Source organism: Rhizobium sp. RU35A, assembly GCF_900156005.1.
Lineage (GTDB): Bacteria > Pseudomonadota > Alphaproteobacteria > Rhizobiales > Rhizobiaceae > Neorhizobium > Neorhizobium straminoryzae.
In genome coordinates, this window is sequence record NZ_FTMR01000016.1 from 20,895 (window position 1) to 35,387 (window position 14,493).

Below are 14,493 nucleotides of genomic sequence, written 5' to 3' on the forward strand. Positions count from 1 at the left end.
CGTGTGGATTTTGAGGGAAATTGGCGTGTCTGTGGATTTCGCTGCCGCAGGAAACCGCGGAGGACATGGGTATGTTCACAAGCCACGAAAGAGGAGTGCTAGGAAAATAGCGGCTTCCCCCCTGCGCCGCAAGGGGGGCTCCCAGAAATCTTGAGGTTCAGAACGGTTTGACGACAACCAGGATGACGATCAGCATCATCAGAACCGTGGGAATTTCGTTCATCATACGCCAGTAGCGTGCGCTCCGCCGCGGACCGTCGGCCGCAAACTGACGCACCGCGCGGCTCTGATGCATATGGGTAAGCGTCAGCAACACGACGAGTGCAATCTTGGCATGCAGCCAGCCGCCCTGGAAGCCAAAGACGCCCCAGGCGAGATAGAGCCCGAGCATCCAGCTGATCATCATGGCCGGATTCATGATGACCTTCAGAAGCCGCTGTTCCATCACCTTGAAGGTTTCAGACTGCACCGATCCAACGGGGGCATCTGTGTGATAGACGAAGAGGCGCGGCATGTAGAACAGGCCGGCCATCCAGGCAATCACCGCCATCACATGGAAGGCCGTGATCCAGCGATCGAAATTGTCGGGCTGCGCCAGATAGGCAGTGAAGATGATCGCACCGAAGACTGCCAGCGCCACACCGGCGCGCAGGGCCGCACGCCGGCCGGTTGAAGCATCCGTCTGCTTCTCAGCCGCCATGATGCAGACCCCGCACCCGATTGACCAGCTGCGTCACATGTTCCGGATTGGCCTCCGGCGTAATGCCATGGCCGAGATTGAACACCAGCGGTCCCTGGCCCAGCACCTGCAGGATGGCATCCACGCCGTCATCGAGTGCACGGCCACCGGCTACCACCCGCATCGGATCGAGATTGCCCTGCACGGGACCGTCCTTCTGCAACTCGGCAGCAAAGCTCAAGGGCACGGACCAGTCGAGGCCGATCATGTCCGCACCGGTATTCTGGCGATAGTGGCGAAGGTTGAGGCCAGCGCCCTTGGCAAAGGCGATGATCTTTGCCTGCGGGCGCCGGGCCTTGACCGAGCGAATGATGCGCGCGACCGGCTCTATCGCATAGGCCTCGAACTCGGCCTCGCCAAGCACGCCGGCCCAGGAATCGAAAATCTGCACCGCATCAGCGCCCGCATCGATCTGCCCCACCAGATAATCGGCGGAAAGCTCGGCGAGGACCGCGAGCAGATGGGCAAAGGCCTCCGGATGACGATAGCCGAACAATCGCGCCGGCGCCTGATCGCTCGTGCCGTGACCGGCGATCATATAGGTGGCAACGGTCCAGGGCGCGCCACAGAAGCCAAGCAGCGTCGTTTCCTGCGGCAGTTCGGCGCGAATTTGCCGTACCGCCTGCATCACAGGCGCGAGGTGATCGAGAACACCTGCCTGATCCAACGCAGAAATGCCGGCTTCATCGATCGGATCCATGCGCGGGCCTGAGCCCTCCACGAAATGCACGTTGCGCTTCAGGGCATCGGGAATAACGAGGATGTCGGAAAACAGGATCGCGGCATCGAAACCATAACGCCGGATCGGCTGCAGCGTCACTTCGGTCGCCAGATCCGGCGCATAACAGAGCGACAGGAAGCTGCCGGCCTTCGCCCGCGTCGCGCGATATTCCGGCAGGTATCGGCCGGCCTGTCGCATCAGCCAGATGGGCGGAGGCGAGAGGGATGCGCCATTCAGCACGTCGAGAACCTTGCGACCTTCGCCAGCCAAGCGGCATCCTCCCTATAAAAAAAGAAATCCAGAATCTTTGTTTTGCTGATTCTTAGAGTCGGTGACTATCAGGGATCATTTCTCCTGCACAGTCCACACCCATATGGCGCGACAAAGATGCTCAGGCCGGACGAAGATATGCCCATCTGGGGAAAGATGTGGACGAGGGCGATTCAGAATATGGAATCAGGATCTTGCCGGGTCCCGCAAAACAGGATCCTCTGTGGATCAGCCGCGAACCGTGCAAGGGCATCGGGTATCTCTCCACGATTCCCACAGGCATGAATTTCAGCAGGCCACAGCGTCGGGTAATGTGGATAAGTCGACAGTTATGCCTGCCGGCAGGCGAGGGGCGGACCGTCTGTGCCGTTTGTCCCAGGTTATGAACAGAGGATGAAGATTAACGTGGAGAACCGCAAAAGCTTCTTCCATCTGCACCTGATATCTGACTCCACCGGTGAGACTCTGATCTCCGCCGGCCGTGCCGCGGCGGCGCAGTTTCGCGGTGCGCTCGCCATCGAGCATGTCTATCCTCTGATCCGCAATCGCCAGCAATTGCTGCCGGTGCTGCACGCGATCGACGAAAAGCCGGGCATCGTTCTCTACACCATCGTCGACCAGGAACTCGCGGACCACGTCGCGGAACGCTGCAAGGAGATCGGAGTTCCCTCCGTCAATGTGCTGGAGCCGGTGCTGGCAAGCTTCCAGGCCTATCTCGGCACCATGACACGGCGGCGGGTCGGTGCGCAGCACGCGCTCAACGCTGAATATTTCAAGCGGATCGACGCGCTGAATTTTGCGATGGACCATGACGACGGACAGCTGCCGGAAAACTACGACGAGGCGGATGTGGTTGTGATCGGCATCAGCCGCACCTCCAAGACCCCGACCTGCATCTATCTGGCCAATCGCGGCATCAAGGCTGCCAATCTGCCGCTGGTACCGGGCGTTCCGCTGCCAGACAGCCTGCTGAAGGCAACGAAACCGCTGATCGTCGGGCTGATTGCCACCAGCGACCGGATTTCGCAGGTGCGGGGCCATCGCGAACTCGGCAGCGTCACCGGTTTCGACCGCAGTCATTATACAGACCGCGCGAACATCCGTGAGGAGCTGAAATATGCGCGATCCGTCTGCGCGCATAACCAGTGGCCTGTCATCGATGTCACGCGCCGCTCGATAGAAGAAACCGCTGCCGCCATCGTTGCCCTGCGTCCGAAGCTGCGCTAAGCCCGGCATCCATCACGATCCTCATGACGGGTTGATCCGCGTGTCACAGCCGCTTGTCCTTGCTTCTTCCAGTCCCTTCCGCCGCCAGTTGATGGAAAATGCCGGGCTGTCCTTTACGGCCCGTGCCGCTGTCATCGACGAGCGTGCCATCGAAGCGGATCTCCATCGCCGCGGCGCAGGCCCGGAACAGGTGGCGCTGGAGCTGGCGCGCGCCAAAGCGCTTGATGTTGCCCGACATTATCCCGGAGCCTTCGTGATCGGCTCCGATCAGACCATGTCGCTCGGTGAGCGGGTCTACCACAAGCCGGCGAGCCGCGATGAGGCGCGGGATGTTTTGTTATCCTTGTCCGGCAAGACACATCACCTGAACAGCGGTGTTGCGATCCTCCGCGATGGCACCCTTCTCTGGGAAGAGGTGGCGAAGGCGTCGCTGACTGTCCGTGAATTGAGCCCGGCCTTCATCGATCGCTATCTCGATCGTGTCGGCGACAGGGCCCTTACCAGCGTCGGCGGTTACCAGCTGGAAGGCGAGGGGATCCAGCTGTTTTCCGCGATCGACGGTGACTACTTCACCATTCTCGGCCTTCCCATGCTGTCGCTGCTTCAGGCACTCAGAACCCTTGGAGTGATCCATGGTTGACCATTACCCGGCTGATTCACGTGAAACACTTCGCGCCTTCGTCATCGGCACGCCGATCCGTCACTCGCGCTCGCCAATGATCCATAGCCATTGGCTTAAGGCGTTCGGCATCGACGGCGATTATGCGGCAATCGAGATTCTGGAGCCGGATTTCGAACGCTTCATGGCCGCGCTCAAAAACGAAGGTCGCTATCGCGGCGGCAATGTCACCATCCCCCATAAGGAACGTGCCTTCAAGCTTGCGGATCGGCCGGATGCGCTGGCCGAGGAACTGGGGGCCGCCAACACGCTCTGGCTGGAGGACGGCCTCGTCAAGGCGACCAACACCGATGGTTATGGCTTTACCGCCAATCTCGATCAGCGCCATCCGGGCTGGGATCGGGTGTCGCGGGCCGTAGTGCTCGGCGCCGGCGGCGCGAGCCGGGCGATTATCCAGTCAGTGCGCGATCGGGGCATTGGCGAAATCCATGTGGTGAACCGGACGGTCGCCCGCGCGCAGGAACTGGCGGATCGGTTTGGCATCCGCGTGCATGCGCATCCGATCGACGCGCTTCCGGAGGTGATGGCGCAAGCCGGGTTGTTCGTGAACACCACCTCGCTCGGCATGGAGGGCGAGGGCCGTCTGGATATCGATTTCTCGGTGATGGCGCCGCAGGCCGTCGTGACCGATATCGTTTATGTGCCGCTGGAAACGCCGATCCTTGCGGAGGCACGGCAACAAGGTTTTGCGACCGTCGACGGGCTCGGCATGCTGCTGCACCAGGCGGTGCCCGGTTTCGAAAAATGGTTCGGCCGCCGCCCCGAGGTGGACGAGACGCTACGCGATCTGATCGTCCGCGACATGGAGCACCATGCATGATCCGCATCGGGCTGACCGGATCGATCGGCATGGGCAAGTCAACGACGGCTGGCCTGTTCGCCGCGGAAGGTGTGCCCGTCAATGATGCCGATGCGGTGGTGCATGACCTTTATCGTGGCGAGGCCGTGACGCCCGTCGAGGCGGCCTTTCCCGGTGTTGCCCGCGAGGGCGCGATCGACCGGGCGGAACTCGCCCGACAATTGGCCCAGGCGCCGGAACGGTTCAAGGAGCTGGAGGCCATTGTGCATCCGCTGGTGCGTGCGCGGGAGGACGCGTTTCTCGGCGCGCAGCGCGCGGCGGGGGCGGCATTTGTGCTGCTCGACATTCCGCTTCTCTTCGAAAGCGGGGCGACCGGGCGCGTGGATGTGGTTGTGGTGGTCAGCTGCGATCCTGAGATCCAGCGGCAGCGTGTGCTGGCAAGACCCGGCATGACCGAGGACAAGTTTGCCCTGATCCTGTCGCGGCAGATGCCGGATGCGGAAAAGCGGGCCCGTGCGGATTTCATCATCGATACCGGTCATGGTATCGAGGAGGCGAGACGGCAGGTGCGCGAGATCCTCGTGACCCTCAGCCGTGGCAAGCGGAGTGGCAACAACAATGCGTGAGATCATCTTCGATACGGAAACGACCGGGCTCGACAACAAGGCAGACCGCGTCATCGAAATCGGCGGTATCGAACTGCTCAATCATTTTCCGACCGGCCGCACGTTTCACGTCTACATCAATCCCGGCGATCGCAAGGTGCATCCGGATGCCCTTGCGGTGCATGGCATCACCGACGACTTCCTGAAGGACAAGCCGAGCTTTGCCGAGGTGGCGAAGGATCTGGTGGCCTTCTTCGAGGACGCCAAGTGGGTCGCGCACAATGCCAACTTCGACATGGGCTTCATCAATGCCGAGTTTGCCCGGCTTGGCCTGCCGCCGGTGCCACAGGAGGATGTGATCGACACGCTGTCCATGGCGCGGCGCAAGCATCCCATGGGACCGAACACGCTCGATGCGCTCTGCCGTCGCTATGGTATCGACAATTCGCATCGCACCAAGCACGGCGCGCTGCTCGACTCCGAGCTTCTGGCGGAAGTCTATATCGAGATGATTGGCGGCCGGCAGGCCGCTCTGGTGCTCGGCTCCTCCCAACAGACCACCACAGTGGTCGAGGTGGAGGAGACGGAAACGATCGTCCTGACCCGTCCACGGCCCCTGAAGCCCCGTCTGAGCGAGGCGGAAATCGAGGCGCACCAGTCCATGGTGAAGACCATGGGCGACAAGGCACTCTGGTCCCGTTACCGCTGATACGAAAAAAGCCCGGTTTGCACCGGGCTTTTTCCTGATCTCGAAGACCGTGGATGTCTTAGCTGTTCAGCACCTGGCCCTGCGAGCGGGCCTGTTCTTCGGCAACGCGCTGCGCAAACATCTGGCCGAAATCGATCGGGTCGATCATCAGCGGCGGGAAGCCGCCATTGCGGGTAACGTCCGAAATGATCTGGCGGGCGAAGGGGAAGAGCAGGCGCGGGCACTCGATGAAGAGAACCGGCAGCATGTGTTCCTGCGGGAAGCCGGTGATGCGGAAGACCCCGCCATAGACCAGCTCGGCAGCAAAGACCACCTTGTCGTCATCCTTGGCTTCGGCGTTCAGCGTCAGAACAACGTCGAAATCCGTCGGCGACAGCGGATTGGCGTTCACATTCACGTTGATGTTGATGGAGGGCGCCTTGTCGCGAGCCTGCAACGAACGCGGCGCGCCCGGATTTTCGAAGGAGAGATCCTTCGTATACTGCGCAAGAATGGTCAGGGAAGGGGACTGCGTCTCGTTTTCGTTTGCCATTGGCTGTTCCTCGGCTGCGGTCTTTGGCGCCGTCTAGCATTTCGGTCAGACCCTTACAACCCTTGGCGCCGTCGGTGGCTCGGCTCTTTTGTGGGCTCAGGCGCCGTCTTTCGGCCCGTTCTTCCAGGGTGAATCAGGGTTGGGCCCGCGCTGATAGTCGTTGGCATCGAGATCGAGCGTCGGCTGCTCGGTGCCGCGCCGGGTGCCTGGGTCCCAGGTCGGCCGGGCGGAATAGCTGCTGCGCACGACGAGCCGTTCGCCGAGCATGCGCCAGATCAGCCGGCGAAAGCCTGGAATGAACAGCAGGATACCGGCAATATCGGTGAGGAAGCCGGGCAGGACCAGAAGGATGGAGCCGAAGACGATCAACGCGCCATGCACGATGGCTTCGCCCGGCACCCGTCCCGCGCGCCCCTCCCTATTGATCTGGCGGAGTACGTCGAGACCCTGGATCCGCAACAGCACCGTGCCGGCGAGACCGGAGAGGATGACGAGCGCCAGCGTCGGCCAGAGGCCCAGCCATTGCCCGACGACCACGAAGCCGGCGATCTCGGCGAGCGGCAGCCCGAGGAGCAGGAGGGGGAAAAGCAAGCGTGGCATGAGGTCCTTCTCTGGTGGTGACAATCAGGGTGCAAAGGGAACGTGCGCCGCGCTATTTGAATGCGCGCCATAACAGACTATATGAGGTGAAACCTCTCTTATTCCAACAATGCCGCGGGTGATAATGGGCGCGAACGACTTCATAACTCTGTTTTTCCTCGTGGCGGCGGTGCTGATCTTCCTGCAATTGCGCAGCGTGCTGGGCCGGCGTACGGGGCACGAGAAGCCGCCCGTCGATCCCTTCAGCCAGCGGGACACCGCGCGCACGCCGGCAGCCGATGATGGCAAGGTGGTGACCCTGCCCAAGCGCGAACCGGTGGACGAGGAGCAGCGCTTTGCCGAAATCGACGCGGTGGCCAAGCCGGGTACGGCGCTGAACGACGGCTTGCGGGATCTGGTGAAGGCCGATCCGACCTTCCGCCCGAAGGAATTCCTCAACGGCGCGCGGATGGCCTATGAAATGATCGTGATGGCCTTTGCCGATGGCGATCGCAAGACGCTCGGCAATCTGCTGTCGCGCGAGGTCTTCGAAGGCTTCGATGCCGCTATCCGTGACCGCGAAAGCCGCGGTGAGACGGTCAAATCCACCTTTGTCGGTATCGACAAGGCAGAGATCATCCAGGTTGTGGTCAAAAACCACGAAGAGCAGGTGACACTGCGTATCGTCAGCCAGCTGATTTCGGCGACCTACGACAAGGCCGGTGCGCTGGTGGATGGGGATGCGGAAGCGGTGGCCGAGGTGATCGACATCTGGACCTTCGCCCGCGACATCCGCTCGCGCGATCCGAACTGGAAGCTGGTCGCAACCGAATCCGAGCAATGACCGAGAGCGCGCTTCCTGGCCTTGCGGCCGTCCGCTATGAAGACCTGAGGGGGTGGGAGATCGATGATCCCCGCCCCCTCTTTTCAGCCATGGCTGCCTGTCTTGCCCACCTCGAACGGGCCAAGCCCTACCGGACCGGTGCGCTGGGGCTGAGCGCTGCGGATCTGCGCCCGCTGCTCCAGGCGGCTGCCACTGCCGACATCGCCGATGCGGCAGCGGCCCGGCAGTTCTTCGAGAGCCAGTGCGTTCCGTTTCGCGTCATACCTGCGGATGGCCGCTCCGGCTTCGTCACGGCCTTCTATGAGCCGGAAGTAGAGGTCGCGGACCATCCGGACTCCGGCTATCCTTATCCCTTCTACCGCCGTCCAGCCGATCTGGTGGATCTCGATGCGGCGAACAGACCGGCGACGCTGGATGCATCCTATGTCTTCGGCCGGCAGACTGCCTCCGGTATCGAGCCCTATCCGGATCGCCGCGCCATCGATGAGGGCTGTCTGGCGGGCCAGGGTCTGGAAATCGCCTGGGCGAAATCCAAGGTAGATGTGTTCTTCACCCATGTGCAGGGGGCGGCGCGGCTACGCTATCCGGACGGGCGGATGCAGCGCATCACCTATGCGGCCAAGGCCGGTCATCCCTTTTCGCCGATCGGTCGCCTGCTGATCGACCGCGGCGAGATCGATCCAGCCGGCATTTCCATGCAGTCCATCCGCCGCTGGCTGGCGGAGAATCCGGCTAAGGTGGATGAGGTCCTCTGGCATAACCGGTCCTATATCTTCTTCCGCGAGGCGGAGGTGGAGGATATCGATCTCGGTCCGATCGCTGCCGCCAAGGTGCCGCTGGTGCCCGGTCGGGCGCTGGCCGTGGATCGCCTGATCCATACCTTCGGCTTTCCGTTCTTCATTCGCTCCGACAGTCTGACGCATCTCGATGAGGGGCGTCCCTTTGCCCGGCTGATGCTGGCGCTCGATACCGGTTCGGCCATTGTCGGAGCAGCCCGGGGCGACATCTTCACCGGGTCCGGCGATGCTGCCGGCGAACTGGCCGGCACGGTGCGCAACAGCGCGGACTTCTACATCCTGATCCCGAAGGCAGCGGCATCGAGGTTCGGCGGATGAAGGGCGGGCGCAAGCTGAGCGCCGACGAGCGCATCCTCTGGGGCAAGGTGGCCAAGACCGCCAAGCCCATGCCGGGTCGTCTGGAGGAGCTTCTGGAATTCGAGGCGGATTTTCCGCCGGCCGAGGACGGGTCCGCACCGGCGGCATCCACCGGAAAACCGGCACCCGCCGGCCTGTCGCCTGGCGCCGACGCAGCAACGCCAAAGCAGCCGAAGGGCGTCCATCATCCGCTGGAGCGTCCGGTCAAGCGCAAGATCGCAAGGGGCCGCCTCGCGCTGGAGGCGCGCATCGATCTGCACGGCATGATCCAGAGCGAGGCACATGGCATCCTCCTCGACTTTCTGTTGCGCGCCCATGAGCGCGGCCTGCGGCATGTGCTGGTCATCACCGGCAAGGGCAGTTCGCTCGGCAGCGAAGGCGCCCTCAAGCGGGCCGTCCCGCTGTGGTTTTCCAAGGCGGAGTTCCGCTTCCTGATTTCCTCCTACGAGCCGGCGGCGCGCCAGCATGGCGGCGAGGGCGCGCTCTATGTCCGTCTCAGCCGGCGTGGTGGCGAGCCTTGACCCCGTTCGGTGAGGCGCTACGCGATCTGCGCCGGCAGAAGGGGGTGAGCCAGCAGCAGATGGCCGCGGCGATCGGTGTTTCGGCTGCCTATCTGTCGGCCCTGGAGCATGGGCGGCGCGGCCGGCCGAGCTTCGATTTCCTCCAGCGCGTCTGCGGTTACTTCAACATCATCTGGGATGAAGCGGACGAACTGTTCCGTCTGGCCGAGGGGTCCGACCCGCGCGTGACGGTGGATACCGCTGGCCTTTCGCCCCGCTATACAGCGCTTGCCAATGCGCTTGCACGCAATATTCGCCATCTGGAGCCGGACGTGGTAGAGGACATGCTGAAGCTGCTGGCAAAAGCTCCGAACCGGGGCTGACGGCGCATGTCATCCCCTGTTTTTCGTCGTCCGTGCTTTGGAATGAGGGTTGGAACTTCCTATAGTCCGCAATAAGGACGACGGTGATTCGCCGCCTCACCGTCTGCAGCCAAGAACCAGAAAGTTGATTGATGAGCGATACACCCGTCAGCGATAGCGCGAGTGCAGAATACGGAGCCGATTCCATCAAGGTCCTCAAGGGGCTCGATGCGGTGCGTAAGCGTCCCGGCATGTATATCGGTGACACGGACGATGGTTCCGGTCTGCATCACATGGTCTATGAAGTCGTGGACAATGCCATCGATGAGGCGCTGGCCGGCCATGCGGATATCGTCACCGTGACGCTGAACCCGGACGGCTCCGTCACCGTAACCGACAATGGCCGCGGCATCCCGACCGACATCCACTCATCCGAAGGCGTCTCGGCGGCCGAAGTCATCATGACGCAGCTGCATGCCGGCGGCAAGTTTGACCAGAATTCCTACAAGGTGTCGGGCGGTCTGCATGGTGTGGGCGTGTCCGTCGTCAACGCGCTTTCTGTCCGCCTCAGCCTGAAGATCCGCCGCTCCGGCCGGATCCACGAAATGAGCTTCACCCATGGCGTGGCCGATGCGCCGCTGAAGGTGACCGGCGAGTACGAGGGCCGTTCCGGTACGGAAGTCACGTTCCTGCCCAGCTCGGAAACCTTCACCAAGACGGAATTCGATTACGGCACGCTGGAGCATCGCCTGCGCGAACTTGCCTTCCTGAATTCCGGCGTCCGCATCCTGCTGACCGACAAGCGCAAGTCCGACATCCGCCAGGAAGAGATGCTCTATGATGGCGGTCTGGAAGCTTTTGTTCGCTATCTCGACCGCGCCAAGAAGCCGCTCGTGGAAAAGCCTGTGGCAATCAAGGGCGAAAAGGACGGCATCACCGTCGAAGTCGCGATGTGGTGGAACGACAGCTACCACGAAAACGTGCTCTGCTTCACCAACAACATTCCGCAGCGCGACGGCGGCACGCATATGGCGGGGTTCCGCGCCGCGCTGACCCGCCAGGTCACCTCCTATGCCGATACCTCCGGCATCACCAAGAAGGAAAAGGTGACGCTGCAGGGCGAAGACTGCCGCGAAGGCCTGACCGCGGTTCTCTCCGTCAAGGTGCCGGATCCGAAGTTTTCCTCGCAGACCAAGGACAAGCTCGTCTCGTCGGAAGTGCGACCGGTCGTCGAAAACCTCGTCAACGAGGCGCTCAGCACCTGGTTCGAAGAGCATCCGACCGAAGCCAAGATCCTCGTCGGCAAGGTGGTGGAAGCCGCTGTGGCTCGCGAGGCCGCCCGCAAGGCGCGCGAACTGACGCGCCGCAAGGGCGCGCTCGACATCGCCTCGCTGCCCGGCAAGCTCGCCGACTGCTCCGAGCGCGACCCGTCGAAGTCCGAACTCTTCCTGGTCGAGGGTGACTCGGCCGGCGGCTCCGCCAAGCAGGGCCGTTCGCGCGAAAACCAGGCGATCCTGCCGCTGCGCGGCAAGATCCTCAACGTGGAGCGGGCTCGCTTCGACAAGATGCTGTCCAGCCAGGAAATCGGCACGCTGATCACCGCGCTCGGCACCTCGATCGGCAAGGACGAGTTCAACGCCGACAAGCTGCGCTACCACAAGATCATCATCATGACCGATGCCGATGTGGACGGCGCGCATATCCGCACCCTGCTCCTGACCTTCTTCTTCCGCCAGATGCCGGAACTGATCGAGCGCGGCCATCTCTACATCGCCCAGCCGCCGCTCTATAAGGTGACGCGCGGCAAGTCGATCCAGTACCTCAAGGACGAGAAGGCGCTGGAAGACTATCTGATCGGCCAGGGGCTAGACGAAGCAACCCTGACGCTCGGCTCCGGCGAGGTGCGTGCCGGCCCCGATCTGCGCGAAGTCATCAATGACGCACTGCGTCTGAGGGCGCTGCTCGATGGCCTGCACTCCCGCTACAGCCGTTCGATCGTCGAACAGGCAGCGATTGCCGGCGCGCTCAATCCGGAGCTGACCGATAACCGCCAGCGCGCCCAGGAGACCGCCGACGAGGTGGCACGCCGGCTCGATCTCATCGCGGAGGAAACCGAACGCGGCTGGAGCGGCCATGTCACCACCGAAGGCGGCTTGCGCTTCGAGCGCATGGTGCGCGGCGTCAAGGAAGTGGCGGTTCTGGACGTGGCGCTGATCGGTTCGGCCGACGCGCGTCACATCGACCAGATGACGACGCGCCTGCGGGAAATCTATGCGGTGCCGCCGAAGCTCGGCCGCAAGGAAGGGCAGACGGAAATTTCCGGCCCCCGCGCGCTTCTCGATGCGATCTTCGCGGCCGGCCGCAAGGGTCTCTCCATGCAGCGCTACAAGGGTCTCGGCGAGATGAATGCCGAGCAGCTTTGGGAAACCACGCTCGATCCGAATGTCCGTTCGCTGCTGCAGGTGAAGGTGAACGATGCGACCGACGCTGATGGCATGTTCGCCCGCCTGATGGGCGATGAGGTGGAGCCGCGCCGTGAGTTCATCCAGGACAATGCGTTGAGCGTCGCCAATCTCGACATCTAATCAAAATATGTTTCACGTGAATCTTTTCTGTGGATTGATTCACGTGAAACACTTTCTTCACCTGCTGGGTGGAAAGCCGCATTCGGCGGGCGCTTATGCCAATATCTTCAAGGACAAGGCTCAGGGCAGAGAGCAAGGGTCGAGCGGACCCGCCCGGTCGCGCAAGTCCTGATCAAGCCCCGTGATGCAGAGTGTTACGAAAGTACAGCGCCTTTCGGTCATGTTGCGCTGCACCTGTAACCTGTTAGTTTACCCCTCCCATGCTAGAGATTTCGGCACGTCCGGAACGCGACGACCCAAGACCAACAAGAAAGGTGGCCTTGCATGTTTTACCAGCTCTATGAGTTGAACCACGCGGCCATGGCGCCTTACCGCGCAGCAACGGAAACACTCCGCTTCCTCTACAGCAATCCGCTGAACCCCTTCTCGCAGACCACCTTCGGCCGCACCATGGCCGCCGGTCTCGAGGTGTTCGAGCGTATCACCCGTCGCTATGGCAAGCCGGAATTCGGCCTGCCGACCACCACCGTCAACGGGGAAACAGTGTCGGTGACCGAGAAGGTCGTGTGGTCCAAGCCCTTCTGTGATCTTCTGTATTTCGAGCGGGATTTGCCGAAAGGTACGGAGAGGGGCCCGAAGATCCTGGTCGTTGCGCCGATGTCCGGTCATTATGCCACGCTGCTGCGCGGCACGGTCGAAGCCCTGATGCAGGGTGCCGAGGTCTACATCACCGACTGGCAGGATGCCCGCAACGTACCGGTCACCGAAGGCCTCTTCGATCTCGACGATTACATCGACTATGTCGTGGAGATGATCCATCACCTTGGCCCCAATACCCATGTGGTCGCCGTCTGTCAGCCCTCCGTGCCGGTTCTGGCGGCGGTTGCCCTGATGGAAACGGCCGAGGATCCGCTTGCGCCGGCCTCGATGACGTTGATGGGTGGGCCGATCGATACCCGTATCAATCCGACGGCCGTCAACCAGCTGGCGCAGGAACGCCCGCTGAAGTGGTTCAAGGACAATGTCATCATGACGGTGCCCTGGCCGCAGGCCGGTTTCATGCGCCCCGTCTATCCAGGCTTCCTGCAGCTCTCCGGCTTCATGTCGATGAATCTGGACCGGCATCTCATTGCCCACAAAGATTTCTACGAGCATCTGGTAAAGAACGACGGCGAGTCGGCCGAGAAGCATCGTGACTTCTACGACGAATATCTGGCGGTGATGGACCTGACGGCCGAGTTCTATCTGCAGACGGTGGACACGGTCTTCATCAAGCACTCCCTGCCGAAGGGCGAGATGCTGCATCGCGGCCGCCCGGTCGATACCACGAAGATCCGCAACGTGGCACTTCTCACCATCGAAGGCGAGAATGACGATATTTCCGGCGTCGGCCAGACGGAAGCAGCGCAGACAATCTGCACCGCCATTCCGCAGGAGATGCGCCTGCATTACGTGCAGCCGGATGTCGGCCATTACGGCGTGTTCAACGGCTCGCGCTTCCGTCGCGAGATCGCTCCCCGAATCCTATCCTTTGCCAGCCAGCACACCAAAGGCGTACGTAAGCCGGTGGTGCCGCGGGTGATCAAGGGCGGCAAGAGCGCCTGAAATCCGGGCTATATCAGGATTTGTGCAAATGGTTTCAGGGCCTTCGCCGATTTGGGCGGGGGCTTTCTTGAACCCGGTTGGAGCGCTTACCACATCGAAGGGTAGCGACAGGCATTCGGCCTGCTCGCGGCTAAAGAGGTAACGCTACCGATGAACCAGTCTGCATGGATCCGTCCGGATTGGACTCCGGCAACGATCGCCCTCATGGTCCTGGGCTTCGTGGTCTTCTGGCCGCTCGGCCTTGCCATGCTGGCCTATATCCTGTTCGGCGATCGCCTGCGGGAATTCAAGGGTGACGCCAACCGGCGCGCCGATGGCTTCTTCCGCAACTGCCGCCGTTCGTCACGCCGCGCCTATCGGTCGGGTTTCTCGACCGGCAACGTGGCCTTTGACGATTGGCGCACGGCGGAACTTGACCGGATCGAGGAACAGCGCCGCAAGCTCGATGAAATGCGGGAGGAATTCGACACCTATCTTCGCGAGCTTCGCCGCGCGAAGGACCAGGAGGAATTCGACCGCTTCATGCGCGACCGCGGCAACCGGCCCCCGGAAGGCGGCTATCCCGCCGTCTGAGGATCGGGCA

The 14,493-nt window shown here is 62.2% G+C and carries 16 protein-coding genes; 12 read left to right on the forward strand and 4 right to left on the reverse strand.

Going from position 1 to position 14,493, the window contains the following annotated elements:
- Positions 1 to 157: 157 nt before the first annotated feature.
- Both hemJ and hemE read right to left on the reverse strand, forming a co-directional pair.
- A complete protein-coding gene (gene hemJ, locus F3H95_RS24420) occupies positions 158 to 700 on the reverse strand; it encodes a protoporphyrinogen oxidase HemJ (protein WP_149747869.1) in 543 nt (180 codons plus the stop codon).
- Positions 690 to 1,730: a uroporphyrinogen decarboxylase gene (gene hemE, locus F3H95_RS24425; RefSeq protein WP_149747870.1), complete on the reverse strand. Its 1,041-nt coding sequence runs from the start codon at positions 1,728 to 1,730 to the stop codon at positions 690 to 692. The genes hemJ and hemE overlap by 11 nt, the downstream gene beginning before the upstream one ends.
- A 405-nt stretch (positions 1,731 to 2,135) precedes the next feature.
- On the opposite strand from hemE, the gene F3H95_RS24430 reads away from it, so the two are divergent.
- Genes F3H95_RS24430 through dnaQ form a run of 5 tightly spaced genes read left to right on the forward strand, consistent with a single transcriptional unit; the run spans position 2,136 to position 5,749 of the window.
- Entirely contained in the window at positions 2,136 to 2,957 is an 822-nt protein-coding gene (locus F3H95_RS24430) for a pyruvate, water dikinase regulatory protein (protein WP_149747893.1), read from the forward strand.
- Positions 2,958 to 2,997: 40 nt separating this feature from the next.
- Positions 2,998 to 3,597 carry a Maf-like protein gene (locus F3H95_RS24435; protein WP_149747871.1) on the forward strand — a complete coding sequence of 200 codons (600 nt, stop codon included), beginning with the start codon at positions 2,998 to 3,000 and terminating at the stop codon, positions 3,595 to 3,597.
- The gene (locus F3H95_RS24440) at positions 3,590 to 4,456 is read left to right on the forward strand and encodes a shikimate dehydrogenase (RefSeq protein ID WP_149747872.1); all 867 of its coding nucleotides are present in this window, start codon (positions 3,590 to 3,592) and stop codon (positions 4,454 to 4,456) included. Before F3H95_RS24435 ends, F3H95_RS24440 begins: the two co-directional genes overlap by 8 nt.
- Positions 4,453 to 5,061 (forward strand): dephospho-CoA kinase, encoded by a 609-nt coding sequence (coaE, locus tag F3H95_RS24445; RefSeq protein WP_149747873.1) that lies wholly within the window; start codon positions 4,453 to 4,455, stop codon positions 5,059 to 5,061. Before F3H95_RS24440 ends, coaE begins: the two co-directional genes overlap by 4 nt.
- Positions 5,054 to 5,749, forward strand: a complete 696-nt coding sequence (gene dnaQ / locus F3H95_RS24450) for a DNA polymerase III subunit epsilon (RefSeq protein ID WP_143127941.1) — start codon at positions 5,054 to 5,056, stop codon at positions 5,747 to 5,749. The genes coaE and dnaQ overlap by 8 nt, the downstream gene beginning before the upstream one ends.
- A 58-nt stretch (positions 5,750 to 5,807) precedes the next feature.
- Here dnaQ and secB read toward each other — a convergent pair whose 3' ends face one another.
- Complete coding sequence (gene secB / locus F3H95_RS24455; RefSeq protein WP_143127940.1) at positions 5,808 to 6,281, reverse strand: protein-export chaperone SecB; 474 nt, start codon at positions 6,279 to 6,281, stop codon at positions 5,808 to 5,810.
- Positions 6,282 to 6,377: 96 nt separating this feature from the next.
- Positions 6,378 to 6,881 carry an FxsA family protein gene (locus F3H95_RS24460; protein WP_149747874.1) on the reverse strand — a complete coding sequence of 168 codons (504 nt, stop codon included), beginning with the start codon at positions 6,879 to 6,881 and terminating at the stop codon, positions 6,378 to 6,380.
- Between the two features lie 124 nt (positions 6,882 to 7,005).
- On the opposite strand from F3H95_RS24460, the gene F3H95_RS24465 reads away from it, so the two are divergent.
- The 7 genes from F3H95_RS24465 (at position 7,006) to F3H95_RS24495 (ending at position 14,483) form a co-directional block, all read left to right on the forward strand.
- A complete protein-coding gene (locus tag F3H95_RS24465; protein ID WP_143127938.1) occupies positions 7,006 to 7,704 on the forward strand; it encodes a Tim44/TimA family putative adaptor protein in 699 nt (232 codons plus the stop codon).
- Positions 7,701 to 8,819: a murein transglycosylase A gene (locus F3H95_RS24470; protein WP_149747875.1), complete on the forward strand. Its 1,119-nt coding sequence runs from the start codon at positions 7,701 to 7,703 to the stop codon at positions 8,817 to 8,819. Before F3H95_RS24465 ends, F3H95_RS24470 begins: the two co-directional genes overlap by 4 nt.
- Positions 8,816 to 9,379, forward strand: coding sequence for a Smr/MutS family protein (locus F3H95_RS24475; RefSeq protein ID WP_143127936.1), 564 nt, complete (start codon positions 8,816 to 8,818; stop codon positions 9,377 to 9,379). Before F3H95_RS24470 ends, F3H95_RS24475 begins: the two co-directional genes overlap by 4 nt.
- Positions 9,376 to 9,741: a helix-turn-helix domain-containing protein gene (locus F3H95_RS24480; RefSeq protein WP_149747876.1), complete on the forward strand. Its 366-nt coding sequence runs from the start codon at positions 9,376 to 9,378 to the stop codon at positions 9,739 to 9,741. Before F3H95_RS24475 ends, F3H95_RS24480 begins: the two co-directional genes overlap by 4 nt.
- A 131-nt stretch (positions 9,742 to 9,872) precedes the next feature.
- Positions 9,873 to 12,305 (forward strand): DNA topoisomerase (ATP-hydrolyzing) subunit B, encoded by a 2,433-nt coding sequence (gene gyrB / locus F3H95_RS24485; protein ID WP_149747877.1) that lies wholly within the window; start codon positions 9,873 to 9,875, stop codon positions 12,303 to 12,305.
- A gap of 324 nt (positions 12,306 to 12,629) precedes the next feature.
- Positions 12,630 to 13,910, forward strand: coding sequence for a polyhydroxyalkanoate depolymerase (phaZ, locus tag F3H95_RS24490; RefSeq protein ID WP_143125256.1), 1,281 nt, complete (start codon positions 12,630 to 12,632; stop codon positions 13,908 to 13,910).
- Between the two features lie 150 nt (positions 13,911 to 14,060).
- Positions 14,061 to 14,483 (forward strand): DUF2852 domain-containing protein, encoded by a 423-nt coding sequence (locus F3H95_RS24495; RefSeq protein ID WP_143125255.1) that lies wholly within the window; start codon positions 14,061 to 14,063, stop codon positions 14,481 to 14,483.
- Positions 14,484 to 14,493 lie beyond the last annotated feature (10 nt).